This is a genomic window from Kutzneria sp. 744, assembly GCF_000568255.1.
In the GTDB taxonomy this organism is placed as follows: Bacteria; Actinomycetota; Actinomycetes; order Mycobacteriales; family Pseudonocardiaceae; genus Kutzneria.
In genome coordinates, this window is sequence record NZ_KK037166.1 from 2826421 (window position 1) to 2841293 (window position 14873).

Consider the following 14873-nt stretch of genomic DNA (forward strand, 5'->3'; position numbering starts at 1 on the left):
CCATCACCAGAGCAGTTCCGTTCGAGGCTAGGCCCGAGAATGTGAGGCTGTCACGGGGCTCTCCTTACGTACATGGACGTATTGCCGACACCGCGGGAGGCTGCTATTCCTGTTCCGGCAGGCCCATCTCACGGGCCTTGGCCGCCGCCTGCACGGCGCTGGTAACGCCGAGCTTGCGGTAAGCGTTGTGCAGGTGCACGTTCACCGTGGATTTCGCGATCACGAGCTCACGGGCGATGTCCTCCGCCCTCAGGCCCCTCGCGAGCCCAGCCAGCACGTTCCATTGCGCCGATGTCAGGCCGTGGGGGTGCTTCTCCTTGGGAGGGGACGACTTGCGCGGCAGACGAAGCCGTCCCGTCTCCCGAACGAGCAGAGCGCGCAGCGGCTCGGCGCCGAGCTCGACCACGATCGACTCGGCTGCGCCGGCCAGGGTCGCGGCACTGGCGCGATCTCCTTCCCGCGCTGTCGCCAAAGCCTGACGCACCAACGCATATGCCCGCGGGTGGGGCCGCTGCAGCGACTGCCAGGCCTTCTCGATCTCGCCCCAGGCCGCCGCGGTGTCGGCGCCGAGAGATCTCGCTTGCTCGCTCTCGCACAGCATGACGAGCACGTCCGTGACCTCGTCCTCGCCGGCTTCAACGGACCGCACAGGCGCCGCAAGGGCAACCGCCGCCGCGAACCAGTCGACGCCGTCCCGTGCACCGCTGGTGATCTGGTCCGCGACGATCCGCAGGCCGAGCGCGCACAACTGTGCCATCTCCTGACGGTCTTCGCCCCGCGTCACGGCTTCGATGCCCGACCGAACCCTGGCCAACGCGTCGGCGGCGTCGCCCCGCGCGACGGCCAGCTCGGCGAGGCAGCGGTGCAGCGGCCCGACGAAACGCGGCTGGTTCTCGGGATAGTCGCGCAGGCCGGCGAGCAGCGTGGCCGCGTCGTCATGCCGGCCGTGGGCGACGTCCAGCTCGGCCTTGGTGAGGCGCTGGAAGACTTCGTCCGACGAGGGCCGCCGCCCGGGAATGCCCTCCAGCAACGCGTCCGCCTCGTCCCACCGGCCGACGGCGAACAGCAGCGCGGCGGCATTGTTGGCCAGCAGGGCGGCATTGCGGTTGTCGGCAAGGCCGAGCTCGTCGGCCTTGCCCAGTCCTTCAAGGAAGACGTCGACCGCCTCGGTCAGGCGGTTCGCCCGTTCCAGGCCCACGCCCAGCGCCGCGTAGGTGCGCAGCATGTCCTCCAGATGATCCGCCTCCCGCGCGATCGCGAGCGCGGCGCGCAGGCCCTCGACACCGGCGTCGTAGTCGCCGAGGTGGACCAGCGCCAGACCTTCGCTGTTGCGGGCACGCGCCAGCTCCGGCAGGGCGCCTGCCCGCTCCGCCTGCTCGATCGCCGTCCTCGCCAGGGGCAGGGCGTCGCTGTACCGGCCGCTCTTGATCTCCGCCGTGGCCAGCGCGGCGTAGACCCGCGAGCCGACCGCTCCCGGCGGGCCGTCGCCGAGCATCCGCCGCGCCCGGCGGTACGACTCCACGGAGTCCACCATCGCGCCGGCCTCCCACTGATAGCTGCCAAGGCGTTCGTACAGCTCGCCGATCACCGCCGGCTCCGCTGCGCCAACCGCGTCGATGGCCTCCTCCGACCACGCCAACGCCTGCCGGACGTGTCCGGCCCACCGCGCAGCGTCGGCCGCCATCCGCAGCACGTCCACCCGGCGCGCCCCCGAGATCGCCTCGGCGTCGGGCAGCTGGTCCCACAGGTCCAGCGTCCGCCGGAACTGCGCGAGCGCCTCCCGGAACGCCCTCATCCGCACCGCGAGTTCGCCCGCGGCGATCGATGTGCGCAGCGCCTCGGGAAACCGCTCGGCGGCGTACCAGTGGTACGCCAATTCCGGCAACAGCCGGCGATTCGCGGCCACGCCCTCCTCCAGCACCGCGGCCAACGCGGCGTGCAGGTTCCGGCGGGCGCGCTTCGGCACGGTGCGGTAGGCGGTCTCGCGAAGCAGCGCGTGGTGGAACGTGTAGGTCTCCTCATCGGGATCCTCGACGAGAATTCGCTTCGCCAGACACTCCCCCAACGCGGCGTCCATCGCGGGTTCGTCAAGACCGACCACCCGCGACAACAGCGCGTCGCTGACCCGCCGCCCCACGACGGCGGCGATCCGCACCACTTTGTCCGCGTCGGCACTCAGCTCCGCGAGCCGCGTCGACATCAGGTCGTCGATCGACCGTGGCACCGGCGGCGTCCGGCCGGTGTGGTTGTCCGCGAGCACCAACTGCTCGGTGAAGTACGGATTTCCCTCCGACAGGTCGAAGTAGCGATCCACCTCGGCCATACTGACGTCGCTGTCGGTCAGCGCGCACAGGAAGGACCGCAGCTCCTGCCGGTTGAAGGGGCGCAGGGTGAATCGGTGCACGCGCCGGACGAACTGCGGATCCGCCAGTCTCAGGCGCAGCGGGTGCCGCAGCTCCAGCCCGGAACGGTAGCTGCACAGCAACATCACCCGCTGATCGACCGTCTGCTGCACGAGGTGGGCGATCAGATCCAGCGTCGAGTCGTCCGCCCAGTGCACGTCCTCGAAGATCAGCACGAACGGCTGCTGTTCGCCGATGTGGCTCAGGAGTCGCGACACCGCGCCGAAAACCCGCAGCTGGCTGCCCTCGGCCATGGCCGGCTGCGCGCCGACGGTGAAGTCCGCGATGAGCCCGGCGAGCTCCGTCCACGCGGGACCGGCCAGTTGGCGGGCGCCGGCCGATCCCTTCTCCCGGACCAGTTGGCGCAGCGCCTCGACCAACGGGCCGTAGGGAATCGCCCCACCGATCAGCTCGATACAGCTGCCCATCAGCACGAATGCGCCGCTGTCCCTGGCGATCCGCGCGAACTCGCGCACCACTGCCGTCTTGCCCAGTCCGGCGTCGCCGTCGAGCATGACGGCGGCCGGCGTGCGGTCCGCGGTTCGGGCGAGAAGATCGGTGAGGGCTCGGATCTGTTCCCCACGACCGATAATGGCCATGCCCCCATCATCGACCCCGGGCCGCCCGCCGTTAGGGGACAGCGGCGCGAATCCCTCATTCGGACCTGTGTCCGGCGCGGACAGCGGGCAGCCAAGGGATTTCCGCCGGCGCGGCGTCGACGGCGCGGGCCAGCTCGGCCATCGACCACGCCGCGCGGCACAGGCACCGGAGCAGGTGCAAACCTTCTCGTGTCAAGGGATCCCCGTCCGCCAGATGCAACGCGAGCACGGCGTCGATCCGGCCGGCGAACCCCGCGGCGACGTCGCCCTCCAGGCCACCGAGCGGCTGCTCCGGGTCGAGGAATGCGCCCAGGGTGGACATGATCGTGGACGCGGCCGCGTGATCGGGCGGCACCGTACGCGCCGCCGTCAGCAACATGTCCAGCGCCTCGCGCAGGTCGACCGGATCCTCGGCGAGGGTGCCTCGTAGACGCAGTGCGACCGCGAGCAGGAGGCCGTCGACGGCGGCGTCGGCCGGCTCCGATCCGTCGAGTTCGACCAGCGTGCTGGCCATCGCCACCAGATTGTCGACCGTATCGCCCGGGAGTTCGTCCTCGCCGTGGGCCAGCAGCGCCGCCGCATTCTCCCAGACCGGCGCGCCGGGCAGGGTGAGCGGCAGTGCCGCGTGCAGGTCCGCACGAAGGCCGGCGGCGGTGGGCTGTTCCGGAGCGATCTCGATCCGGCGTTGCGGCACCACTTCCGGCTCAACGACCACGTCGGTCTGCTCGACCACGGCGACCGGACGATCGATCTGGGCCGCCCGCGCGATCCCGCCCGGATCGCTGAAGTCGAACAGGTCGCTGAGCCAGTTCATGCCGTACCCCGGCCTCATCTGTGTGCTCAGTTTCTCCTGCAGCGCCTGGATCCTGCCGATCCCCGCCATCATGTTCGACATGTTCATCCGGCTCGCGCCGGTGCCCAGCATCGTGCGCAGGGCCTCGCTCAGCTCCAACGCCACGGCGGCGGCCTGGGCGATGTCGTCGTTCATGGACGGTCCGGTCGTCACCTCGCGCAGCAGCACCACGCCGCGCTCGATGTCGCTGTCGTCGATGGCCGCTGCCGCGCCGTGCACGAAGCGCGACGCGAGGACCGCCGGATCCCGCAGTGCCATCAACGTCTTCATCACGTACAGAAAGCCCAGCATCACCTTGCCCATGGGCACAGCCGTCCTGGGCAGGATCGGTGAGGCCAGGCCCTCCTCGAATCGGGTGACCGCGATGACCCGATCGCGTTCCTCGCCGAGCAGCGTGAACCGCCAGTTCACCAACAGGCCGGCCAGGAAGGAGAGGTAGCCGCGCGAGGCGTCGTCCTCCGGGAGCCACCGGTGCGACTCCGTGATCGCGTCGATCGCACCGCCGAGGTCGGCCAGCCCGGTGGGCGCGGCCGGCCCGTCGCGCATGAACTTCTGGGCCAGCGCCGATCCGAGCCTGCTGAGCGGCGCCGCCCGCGCCGGCCCTTCCAGGTCGGCCAGCTCGGCCCGGGCCTGCGCGATTACTTCGTCGAACGTGGACACTTGCCTTCCTTTCACGCCCCGGTCGGGCTCACTGTCCATAGTGGACAAACCCCGCCCATGACAAGACCTGGGCGTTGCGCTCGTCCGCCGACTGGGCCCTGAGTTCCTCGGGCATGCACTCGGGGTGCCGCCGATTCGGGTCGAGCATCCACATCTGCGCCTCGCGCAGGGCCTCGCGCGGCCGCATTCCCCGTTCCCGCAGGAAGTAGTGGAACAGGAACATCAGCGAGGACGTCGCCGAGTCGGGGACGGCCCACTGCGTCGACAGCACCGACCGCGCGCCGCCGGCCAGGAACGCCGTGCCCAGGCTGTAAGCTTCGTCGTAGCCGTGGATCGAGCGGTTCGTGTGGCACGCGGCCATGACCACCAGGCCGATGCGGCGCTGCGGGGCGTCGGACATCAGCGCGATGATCTCGTCGGCGGCCAGTGCGCCGGAATCGGCGGCTCCCGGTTCGTTCGGCGCCAGCAGCAGTTCGGCGCGAACGTTCTTGTCCTTGTCGTCGAACACGCCGTGGCACGCGAGGTGCAGCATGGTCCCGGCGAACGAGCTCGGGTCGGTCAGCCACGCGCGCACCTGCGCGGCCGTGCCCCGACCGGAGTGGCTGGGTTTCCCGTCCAGCCGCCGGCCGACATAGCGCGCCGGTCGGTAGAACGTCCGGCGGATCGCGTGCGCCTCGGCCCGGGCCGCCGGCAGTGATGCCGCGGCCCCTTCGGTGTCGGGGTCGCCGACAACCAGTCCCGTCGACGACAGGGCCACCGGCGACTTGGCCGCGTTCTCGCAGAACAGCCGGGCCGACACGGCATGGCTGAACGACGCGAGCTGCACCGCGTACGTGCCGTCACCGCGCCGGGCGGCCTGCCACGGGACCCGCGCGAGGTCGCCCATCGGAACGAGGACGATGCGCCGAAACCCGGCCTCCCCGCCCCCCTCGTTCGGGCGAAGTAGCTCTCCATCCAGGGGGCCGATCGCCGCGCGCCCGGCCCAGTCGCACAGGCTGTTCACCGGTCGGCGAACGCGGACCCCGCGACCGGCGCGGTCTCACGGGTCGGCGCAGACGACGTCGAGCGGATCTCGCTGGACCGCCCGGACAGGGCCGTAAGGTAGCCGTCGACCTCCTCGCTGTCGACGGTGAGCGCCGGCAGGGCCATGAAGGCGGGATTGCCGCTGGCCGGTGCGATGACGGCCAACCGGGTCGCAGTTCGCCCGCGGGGACGAGATACACCAGCGCGTCCGCGTCGACCTCGCGGAGCGCGGCTCGGATCTCGACGAAGCTCGGCGGATCCAGCATCAGCCCGGCCGCCGAGCCGCTCACGGCGAGGGCGGCGAGCGCCTCCCGACGGAGCATGGTCGACTGGTTGTCCTCCGCAGTCCACCGCTCGGCGAGGTCCTGACGGCCGATGGCCGTCAGCTGTCCGGGGATGTCGCGGATTCCCATCTGTGCGAACAACAACAGCCCGCGGCAGGTGTCCAGGGCCCGTACGACGTTGGCCAGGTCGGTCGCCATCGCGTACTTGCGGGCCACGTCGATCGCGCCCTCCGCGGCCTCCTCCAACGCCGTCCTGACATCGGCGGCGTCGTGCGACAGCAGAGCCTGCCAGGCGAAACCCCGTTGCGCGGCCATGCCGACCTCGCCCGACTCCGCGAGTTTCCCCCGGCGGCGCTGAAGGTCGGAGAGCACGTCATGGGTGAACTGCCAGTGCGGATGTCCCGGATCGCCCATGACGGCGACGGCCCGGTCGAGCGCCTTCTCCGCCTCGTCCAGTCCGCTGTTGTCGCCCGCCACCTCCGCCCGGCGCAGCAGGCACACCGCCAGCGAGGTCAGCGCGAAGGCGTATGCCTCGTCGTCCTCCCCCAGCTCGATCGCCTCACGGCACTGCTGGATCGCGGTGTCGATCTTGCCGAGGTCGGTCTCCTGGCCACCGCGCATGAGCGAGGCGGAAGCGAGCAGATGCGGTAGGACATCGCCGGACGGGCCGGGCGGCGCCGGCACGGTCATCGGGTGCTCGGCACCGACATCGGTTCCGTACGCGGCCATGAGCTGGGTCACGCCTTGCCGCCACTCGCGGATGGCCTCGGTGAGGTTCGAGTACTGCGGTGGAAGGTGGCGGCTACGTTCTTCCAGCTTGTCCAGCTTGTCCAGAAAGCCTGGATCATCCAACGAGCCGGACGTGATCGCCGACATGTCCGACAGCAGTGCGACCATCTCCTCGACGCCCGGCACGTGCCTCATCGACGCGAGCGACACCTTGAAGCGCTCGATGGCCTGACCCCGGTCGGCGCCGTGCTCGCTGCGCACCCCGACGAGCATCTCCAGCATGCTTGTGGCCATTTCCAGGACCTGCTGCATCTCCGGCACGTCCCGGAGCTCATGCCGCAGGGCCTCCAACTCCCGAGCCCCGGCCGTCTGCTTGGCCAGCGAGTTGGACGTGCTGGCCGCCATGGCGCCGAGAAACCGCCCCACCGTGCGCGCCTTCGGCCAGTCCCCCATGAACGGCGGGTTCTCGCCGGCGAGCGGCAGCAGGTCGGACAGACGGCCGAGCACGGTGGGCGACAACGTTGTGCCGGTGACCGTCATCCCGTGCACCATCGTGGCCGCGAGTCCGGCACGCTGCGGGTCGTCAGGGTCCATCGCGGTGACGTCGACGACGAACCGATCCATCTCGGCATCGTCGATGTGGCCTTCCCTGGCCCGCTGGATCCCGGCGTGGCATCGCCTGACCACCTCGTCGTCCGCCATCGGTGTCCCCTCGTTCCGCCGACCCCTGCACCTGTCTCTGACGGACCGTCCGTCAGAGACCTGCTGTGCGGACTAGCAACTCACTCGCCGTGCCCGCCGGGGGCGACGATGTCGAGCACGGCGGCGGTCAGGCGGTCGATCTCCGCGCTGTCGGCGAGACAGGCGGCGACCCGGTCGTCGACGCCGGGCGCGGTGGCGATCGGCCGGTCGAAGACCGTCCGAACGACGTCGACGACGACCGACCGCGGGTCCTCTCCGGCGGCCACCCGCCGCTCGATGGCGTCCACTGCCAGGGCGGCCAGCTCCACCAAAGGTCATCGTCCGCGCTGGTCGGGGACGCCGGATCGTCCTCGGTGGACTCGGAGGTCAGGGCGACGACCGGCGGCTGCTTGCCGGCCAGCGGTCGCTCCACATAGGACTCGTGCCACCGGGGTCGGGTGCGCATGGCGGCGAGCACCGTCTCGATGTCGTGGGAGATGTCGCCGTGGTGGTCGGCGCCGAGCATCGCCGTGCGGCGCTGGGCCCACGCGTCGACCGGCCACGTGCCGGGCACGGCCGGAATGTCGTTGCCCACGAAGTCGAGCACCGCGACCGCCAGCGTGAGCAGCCAGGCGTCGCGGCCGAGCGCGGCGGCGAGCCAGCCCGGCACGCGGGGCCGCTGGAGCGCGCCACGCTGACCACGCCGACGCCGGTAGCCCTCGATGGTGGCCACCGGCACGCGCCGGCTCACCCAGCCCTCCAGGTTGTGGATCGGCACCTTGGCGTTGCGGAAGATGTCGTCGAGCACGGCGTCCATGTCGTCGTGGAACCGATCCAGGCAGCGCGGCTCCAGCCGGCGCAGGGAGGTCGCGCACCAGGTGTGCCCTCGCTTCAGTTCTCTCTTCCGGGTGAACTGACAGAACACGATCGGGTGAATGATCTCGTAGGCCTCCGCCCGCAGCCGCCGCCGCTCGTCGTCGCCGACCGCACGCACGTGATCCGCGAGCACCCCCTGAACTGCCAGTTCCCGTACTCCGGCCGCCTTTCCGCGACGGATGTCTCCCTCGGCCATGGTGGCGCTCCCGCGTTACTCGAAAATCCGTTCGGCGTCGTCCGACCCCACACACCCGGACCCTACGTCGCAGATCGGGGCCGGAATATTAGCTGAATCAAAAATAACGATTTCTGATTACCTACAGCGGCCGAGCGCCGCCCATAACGCGCGCCTAAATTGGCCGGTAGGACCACGTAAAGCGCGCATCGACCGCGAGGGGCGCCATGCACACCAACCCGTTCGGAGCAGCCGGCGAGGTGCTCGACCGACTGCCCGCGGCCGACGTGCGAGCCACCGTCGACCGGCTGATGGCGGTGTGCGCCGGCGACCCCGTGCTGCTGTGCGCCCTCGCGTTCACCGCGGCCGGCCTCGACACCGACACCCGCGACCGGCTACTGCGCGACGTGGCCCGCGACCGGCCCACCGGGCCGCCGGACGGCGCCGGACCGGTGCTCACCGACCGGCAGCGCGAGGTGTTGGGCCTGCTCGGCGCCGGTCTCACCGCCCGGGCCATCGCCCACCGGCTGGATCTGTCGCCGCGCACCGTGGGCAAACACCTCGAACGGGTCTACCGTCGTCTCGGGACTTCCGACCGACTGACCGCGGTGATCAGGGCACGCCACTGCGGCCTGCTCCCGGACGCGCCGGCCCGGCACGCCGTCCGCCGCAGCGAAGGGGACGACCGTGACGCCGAACGCTGAGCACACGTCGGACGACGAGCCGACCACCGCGGCCGGCGGCGACCGTCGCGGCCGGTTGTTCCGGCTGCTGCACGACGAGCTTTCCCGTCAGCGGGAGACCGCCAAGAACTGCGGGACGACGGCGACCGATTTCGACAATTCGGTGCGTGCCGCAATCGATGAGCTGCGCGACGATTCGGGCGATTCCTGAACCGTTTCGGCAGGCCACGGCGGGTTCGGCCGATCAAGGCCGCCAGGTCGTGTCGACGATCCGAAATCCACGATCCCGGAGCCCGCGTTCGAATTCGCCGAGCGAACCCGCTCTCGGCACGCCGATGACCCGAAACCGCTCACCCTCGGCCAGCAACTGCATCGGCGGCCGTTCGGGAGTGTGGTCGACGTAGTCGGCGTAGCGGCGGCGGCCGAGCTCGGACAGCGGCAGCAGCCGCTGGTTGGCCGAGCCGCGCCAGATGAGCGACGTCGGCCGGCTCACGTCGAACCGGCCGACCACCAGCACGTCGCAGTGCGCCACGGCCCGGAGCCGGGCATCGTCCAGCTCCGCCTCGGTGTATCCGGTGTAGACCATGACGTCGAAGTCGTGGTCCGCGGCCTTGCGCGCCTCGTCCACACCGACCAGCAGCGCGCCCAGCGGCTCCGGCTGTTGCAGCGGTTCCCCGCCGCTCACCGTCAGGCCGTCGGCCCCCTGCGCCATGGCGTCGCGGCAGAGCTCGACCAGGTCCTCGACGGCGAAAGCCTCACCGCCGGCCGGATCCCATGTGTCCCTTGACATGCAGCCCTTGCACGCCAGCGGGCACCCCTGTGTCCAGATGCCCAGCCGGCGGCCCGGGCCCAACGCCGTGACGGGATAGAGCGCCCGGGCGATCCGCAGTGTCTCGCCGCTCACGACTGGGCTCCCGCAGCCGGCCGGCGCAGGCCACGCCGGTGCTGCACCGCCTCCGTGAACGAGGGATCGGCGACCGCGCTGATCAGGGCCGCGAAGTACGCCTCCTCGGCGGCGGCGTAACTGGCGCGCACCGCCCGCACGTGCGCCTCCATCGCCACCGCGCCGTCCTCGCGCGGCTCGGCGTGCTCAGGACTGATGCGGTCGAGCATCTCCTGCCTCAGCGCCTCGGCATCGTCCCGCCGCTGCCGCTGCCGGGCGTAGGCCTCCTGGAACGGGTGCCGGCGGGCGAGCCCGAGCATGAAAGCCATCACCCCCACCACGACCAGCAGCCCGACGAACATCAGCACGACCGTCGTCGACGTCAGGTGCAGCTGTTGCAGACTCCGGTCGTCCAGCACCGCACCGCACACGAAGGCCAGGATCGCTACCAGCACCAGCCACGCCACGGCGAGCGCGAGCGCGGCCGCGGCGAGCCGACGCTCGGTGCCGGTGGCCTGGCGGGCACGCAGTAACAGGGCCGCCAGGTGCGGGGCGGTGACCAGGATCGCGGCGGCGGCCACGCTGACCGCCAGGACAAGCACCTCGCTGGTCCGCCCCGCGAGCAGACCGGACATCGCGTAGTGGATCAGGAAGACCGCAACCACGAACAGGCCGGCGAGCACGAGCAGCCGCCAGCGCAGCGCCAGAGTGGTGGTTTCGCCTTCCCACACCGGGTCTTCGTCGTCCACCTCGTCGGGCTGGGCCGGCTCCGCTTCGCCGTCGAGCGGCTCGCGGCCCTCGTGCGCGCGCACCGCGAGCCGGTTCATCATCGACCTCGCGGCCGTCATGAATCCGCTCGCCTCGGCGCTCACCCGACGCAGGTGCTCGGTCCGCGACTCCGTCATCTCGTGCCGTTCGATCACCGAGTCGACCGCAGCCTCGCAACGCCAGCGCAGCCCCACGACGTAGCTCGGGTCGAACCGCTCGGACACCTCGTCCGCCGGGCCGCCGAAGGACCAACTGTCCCGCTCGTGGCGGCGCCCGTCCGCAGCCCCGCGGGCCTCCGCCTCGGCGATGAGCACCGTCGCCGGCGTGCGCGGATCGACCAGCGACGCCGGCAGTCCGGTGGCGTCACGCGGCTGCGTGCGCGCCCGGCGGCGGAAGAAGTTTTCGTCAGGAATGCTCACACCGAGGTCCCATCAGGAGCGGGGCTGGAGGGCGTACAGCGCGACCTCGCCCTCGACGTCGGACCCGAACCGCAGGCGGTCGCCGTCGCGGAGCGGCCGGTGGGATTCGGCGGCCATCTCGTCGCCGTTCACGAACGTGCCGTTCGGCGTGGGCAGGGCCTGCACGGTGACCCTGCCGTCGTTGACGACCACAACGGCGTGGCGGCGCGACACCGTGCCGCGGCTGACGAAGACGCGGCTGTGGGGGCCGAGCCGGCCGAGTTCGGTCCGATCGTCACGGTCGAGTGCCACCTCGCCGTCGGCGAAGCGGATGTGCACCGCGGGCGCCGTCAACGACCGTCCACACGAGACATTGGCGCAGTTCGTGGCGCCCGTGCCCGGCGAGGATGTGCCGCACCGCCAGCAAACGTCGGTGCCCCACGGCCGACGCTCGACGGCCTCTCCGCCGCTCGACGCCGGCGTTTCCCTTGGCGCGCCGGACGGGGCCGCCAACTCAAACGTCGGACACAGGTCCTCATCGCAGAACAGCACGTCATCGCCGACGAGCTCACCGCCCAGCTGGCACTGCCGAGTCACCGGCCACCACCACGGTCGATCCTGATGTCCAACGCCGGCGCGGTGGCGCCCTCGGCGGGCCGGAATCCGGTCACCACGGCGGTGTCGCCCGGGCTGACGTCCTCCTCGAACAGCTTGCGGGACAACGGGTTGATCAGGTTGCTCTCCAGCATGTTGCCGATGCCGCGGCCGCCGTGCTCCAGATTCTCCGTGCAGGCGTCGCTGAGCCCCAGCAGGGCCGCGCCGCCGATCTGCAGCGTGACCCCGAGCGCCGCCTTCACGGTCGCGGAGATGTTGCCCAGCTGCGACGCGAAGATCTCCCCCGCCGTCGTGTCCTTGTCGATGAAGTCGAACACGACGATGTTGTCGCCCAGGCGGTTGAGCAGCTCCGGCCGGCCGATCTCGAAGTTGAAGTGGTCGCGGATGGCCGCCTTCACCCTGGCCTCCAGCTCCTCGTACGGCAGGCCCGGCAGGATGAGTTGCCGCCGTTCGTTCGTCTGCGGATCCGTCTCGACAATGCCGAGATTGGACGTGAAGATCAGCACGCATTCGGAGAAGTGCGTGGTCACGCCCTGGCCGTCGGTGAGCCGGCCGTCCTCCAGGATCTGCAGGAACTTGTCCAGCACCTGCGGGTGCGCCTTCTCGATCTCGTCGAACAGCACGACCTGGAACGGCTTGCGCCGCACCGCGCCGGTCAGCTCGCCACCGGCTTCGAAGCCCACGTAGCCCGGCGGGGCACCGACCAGCCGGTCGGCGGCGTGCTGGGCGGCGAACTCGCTCATGTCGAAGCGCAGGTACGCCTTGGCGTCGCCGAAGAGCAGCTCGGCAACCTGCTTGGCCAGCTCGGTCTTGCCGACGCCGGTCGGGCCGGCGAAGAACAGCACGCCGCGCGGCCGCGAGCCGGCCGTGGTCGCCTGCGCGCCGGACAACCCGAGCGCGGCCCGCTTGAGAATGTCGAGAGTCTTGACGACGGCCCTGTTCTGCCCACGGACCCGGTCGCCGATCACCTTCTCGCCCTTGGTGATCTGCGCGCGCACGCTGGCCTTGCGCCACGGATTCGTGTCCACGCCGAGGGTGTAGATCCGGACCGCGTCGGCGATCTCGTCCTGGCTCAGCCGGCGTTCCCGCGCGAGTCGGGTGATCCGCATCATCGCTTCGAGCGTCATGCCTTCGGTGCGGTTGGCCAGCTCCTCGGCCGGTTCCCTGGTCGGGGGCACCGCGCTCGCCGGCGGCGGCGCGAAGCTGCCGATCAGCCGCCGGGCCATGGCCAGCCGCTCGGCCAGGCCCGGCAGACCGATGCCGATGGTCCGCATCTGGTCCACGCCCGCGGTCAGCCAGGCCGGCAGGTCCCGCTCCCCGTCGACCAGCCAGATGATCGGGTTGTACCGCAGCGGCGCCTGCGGATCGCCCGCCTTGGAGGGCGTCGCCGTCAGCGCGAGCCGGTGGCAGAACAGGAAGAACTCGAGCTCACTGTCCTGGAGCTGACCGGGCACGAGGATCATTCTCGACGCGTGCTCGACGACAACGGCGATCCTTGTCGACGGCCCGCCGCCCCCGATGGGGTTGTCGGCCGGCGACTTTGCGGAGTCCGGCCGCGCCGCTTCCATCTCCGGCTGCTCGCGCGCGCCGACCAACTTGGCCAAGTGTCCGCGTAGCCGATCCAGCGACGGCCGCCGCCCGATCACGCCATGCCCCAGCAAGGCTTCGACGACCTGTTTCGCCCGGCCGTCCTCCGGCGGATGGACCGACAGGCCGTCGACCGGGTCGTAACACACCAGCGCCTCGAAGCCCTGCCGCCGCAGCCCGGCCCACAGGGCCTCGCGCAGCGGCAGGATCTCCAGCCGCTGGTCGCCGGTCTGCACCAGGAACTGGTCACGGATGTTGCCGTGCAACACATACTGCGATTGCACGCCCAGTGTGCCGATGATCTCGTCGACGAATCCGGGAAAGTTCGACAGGTTCTCGCTGCGCTCAGACATCGCGGCTCCTCGTCCGCCTCTTCGTGGTGCCCGACCGCACGTGGTTCGGCAGGTTGTCGGGCACCGCAGCGGGTTCGATCCGCGTCTCCACCCTCACCGTGCCGCCGATCTTGCCGGCCGCCCGCTTGACGTCTTCGACGATGTGCTCGCAACGACGCAGCTCATGGTGCCGGGCCTCGTCGTTGTCCACCCGGACCGCCCGGACCAACTGCGTCCTGACCGTGTCGCCGTCCACCCACACGTCGGCGGTGTGCTCCTTGTTCCACTCCTCACGGCTGACCCGCATCCCGATGCGCTGGCCGGCCGGGTAGGTCTCCTCGACCGTGTAGCCGAGGTCGACGAGCTGCTGCCGCGCCACGTCGCGGTACATGAGCTGCTCGGCGTGCCGACTGGCCCGCGTGCATAGCGCGGTGGTCTCCTTCCGCAGCTCATCCGTCACGTCCGCGTTGCCCCGCACCACCTCGCGTAGCCGGGCGAGGGTGCCGGCCAGCGGTCCGGGCGGTTCGACGCCGGCCACGACCTCGGCGACCGGCGGGCTCTCCAGCATCTCCAGCTGGGTCGCGGCCCATCGACGGCCGCGCACCCGCGGGTTGATCTTCACGAAGACCTTGTCGCGGAGCTCGCCCAGGTACATCGTCCGCTCCTGCGGGTTGGCCAGCGCGGCGGACGCCGTCGCGAGCACCAGGTCCCGCTCCCGAAGGGAGGCGTCGGCGTCGAGCTCGGCGACGATACGGGCGATCTCGTCCGGGGTGATCGGGGACGATGGGGCGACGACCTTGGTGTGGCGGCCGAGCAGCGCCTCGCGAATGGCCGCGCTGGATGCCGCCGAGCTGGCGGTCTCGACCTTGACGGTCAACTCCGGCAACCCTACCCGCGAGTCGAGAAGGTCCTGCGCCACAACCAGTTCGGCCTGCACGCGCCGGGCTTCGTCGAGCAGCTGGGGCAGGGTCACACAGGACCCGAGCCGGACCGGGCTGGGCACGGCCAGCTGCACGCCCGCGGCGGCCGCCTGCTCCCGCACCATGCGGATGCGACCGTTGAGGCCGACGACATCGGCGGCGGCGTACTCCCACCGAATGGCGGCCTGCGCCTGCTCGTCCAGCCGCTGCACCTCGCGTTCCAGCCTGTCGCCGTAGTCGCCGACCGCGCGGACACCGCTTTCCACGGCCGCGTTCGCCGCCTTGAGCGCCAACACCGCGCCGGCGGCCGCGGCCGTGGCGACCACAACGACCGCGCCCACCACGACCACTCCCACGGCGGGCGCGATAAGAACAACTCCTCCGGAACTCATCCGCACCTCCTCG

At 70.9% G+C, this 14873-nt stretch carries 12 protein-coding genes; 2 read left to right on the forward strand and 10 right to left on the reverse strand.

Annotated features, from left to right (window positions below):
- Positions 1-103: 103 nt before the first annotated feature.
- The 5 genes from KUTG_RS12480 to KUTG_RS12500 form a co-directional block, all read right to left on the reverse strand.
- Complete coding sequence (locus KUTG_RS12480; RefSeq protein ID WP_043716917.1) at positions 104-3001, reverse strand: ATP-binding protein; 2898 nt, start codon at positions 2999-3001, stop codon at positions 104-106.
- 55 nt (positions 3002-3056) lie between these two features.
- Positions 3057-4514, reverse strand: a complete 1458-nt coding sequence (locus tag KUTG_RS12485; RefSeq protein ID WP_043716918.1) for a hypothetical protein — start codon at positions 4512-4514, stop codon at positions 3057-3059.
- Between the two features lie 28 nt (positions 4515-4542).
- The gene (locus KUTG_RS12490) at positions 4543-5472 is read right to left on the reverse strand and encodes a CHAT domain-containing protein (protein WP_232241450.1); all 930 of its coding nucleotides are present in this window, start codon (positions 5470-5472) and stop codon (positions 4543-4545) included.
- The gene (locus KUTG_RS63455) at positions 5354-7252 is read right to left on the reverse strand and encodes a tetratricopeptide repeat protein (protein ID WP_043716922.1); all 1899 of its coding nucleotides are present in this window, start codon (positions 7250-7252) and stop codon (positions 5354-5356) included. Before KUTG_RS63455 ends, KUTG_RS12490 begins: the two co-directional genes overlap by 119 nt.
- Positions 7253-7379: 127 nt before the next feature.
- Positions 7380-8303, reverse strand: coding sequence for a hypothetical protein (locus KUTG_RS12500; RefSeq protein WP_157494504.1), 924 nt, complete (start codon positions 8301-8303; stop codon positions 7380-7382).
- Between the two features lie 206 nt (positions 8304-8509).
- Here KUTG_RS12500 and KUTG_RS12505 point away from each other — a divergent pair, with 206 nt between their 5' ends.
- Both KUTG_RS12505 and KUTG_RS12510 read left to right on the forward strand, forming a co-directional pair.
- Positions 8510-8986 (forward strand): LuxR family transcriptional regulator, encoded by a 477-nt coding sequence (locus KUTG_RS12505; protein WP_043716923.1) that lies wholly within the window; start codon positions 8510-8512, stop codon positions 8984-8986.
- Positions 8970-9176 (forward strand): hypothetical protein, encoded by a 207-nt coding sequence (locus KUTG_RS12510; protein WP_043716924.1) that lies wholly within the window; start codon positions 8970-8972, stop codon positions 9174-9176. Before KUTG_RS12505 ends, KUTG_RS12510 begins: the two co-directional genes overlap by 17 nt.
- Positions 9177-9209: 33 nt before the next feature.
- Here the strand turns inward: KUTG_RS12510 and KUTG_RS12515 are convergent, their stop codons facing one another.
- The 5 genes from KUTG_RS12515 to KUTG_RS12535 form a co-directional block, all read right to left on the reverse strand.
- Positions 9210-9869, reverse strand: a complete 660-nt coding sequence (locus KUTG_RS12515; protein WP_043716926.1) for a 4Fe-4S single cluster domain-containing protein — start codon at positions 9867-9869, stop codon at positions 9210-9212.
- Positions 9866-11035, reverse strand: coding sequence for a hypothetical protein (locus KUTG_RS12520; protein WP_043716928.1), 1170 nt, complete (start codon positions 11033-11035; stop codon positions 9866-9868). The genes KUTG_RS12515 and KUTG_RS12520 overlap by 4 nt, the downstream gene beginning before the upstream one ends.
- A gap of 12 nt (positions 11036-11047) precedes the next feature.
- Positions 11048-11368, reverse strand: a complete 321-nt coding sequence (locus KUTG_RS61130; protein WP_198047129.1) for an FHA domain-containing protein — start codon at positions 11366-11368, stop codon at positions 11048-11050.
- 239 nt (positions 11369-11607) lie between these two features.
- A complete protein-coding gene (locus KUTG_RS12530; RefSeq protein WP_043716931.1) occupies positions 11608-13569 on the reverse strand; it encodes an AAA family ATPase in 1962 nt (653 codons plus the stop codon).
- Positions 13562-14860, reverse strand: a complete 1299-nt coding sequence (locus tag KUTG_RS12535) for a hypothetical protein (protein WP_157494505.1) — start codon at positions 14858-14860, stop codon at positions 13562-13564. Before KUTG_RS12535 ends, KUTG_RS12530 begins: the two co-directional genes overlap by 8 nt.
- Between the last annotated feature and the right edge of the window lie 13 nt (positions 14861-14873).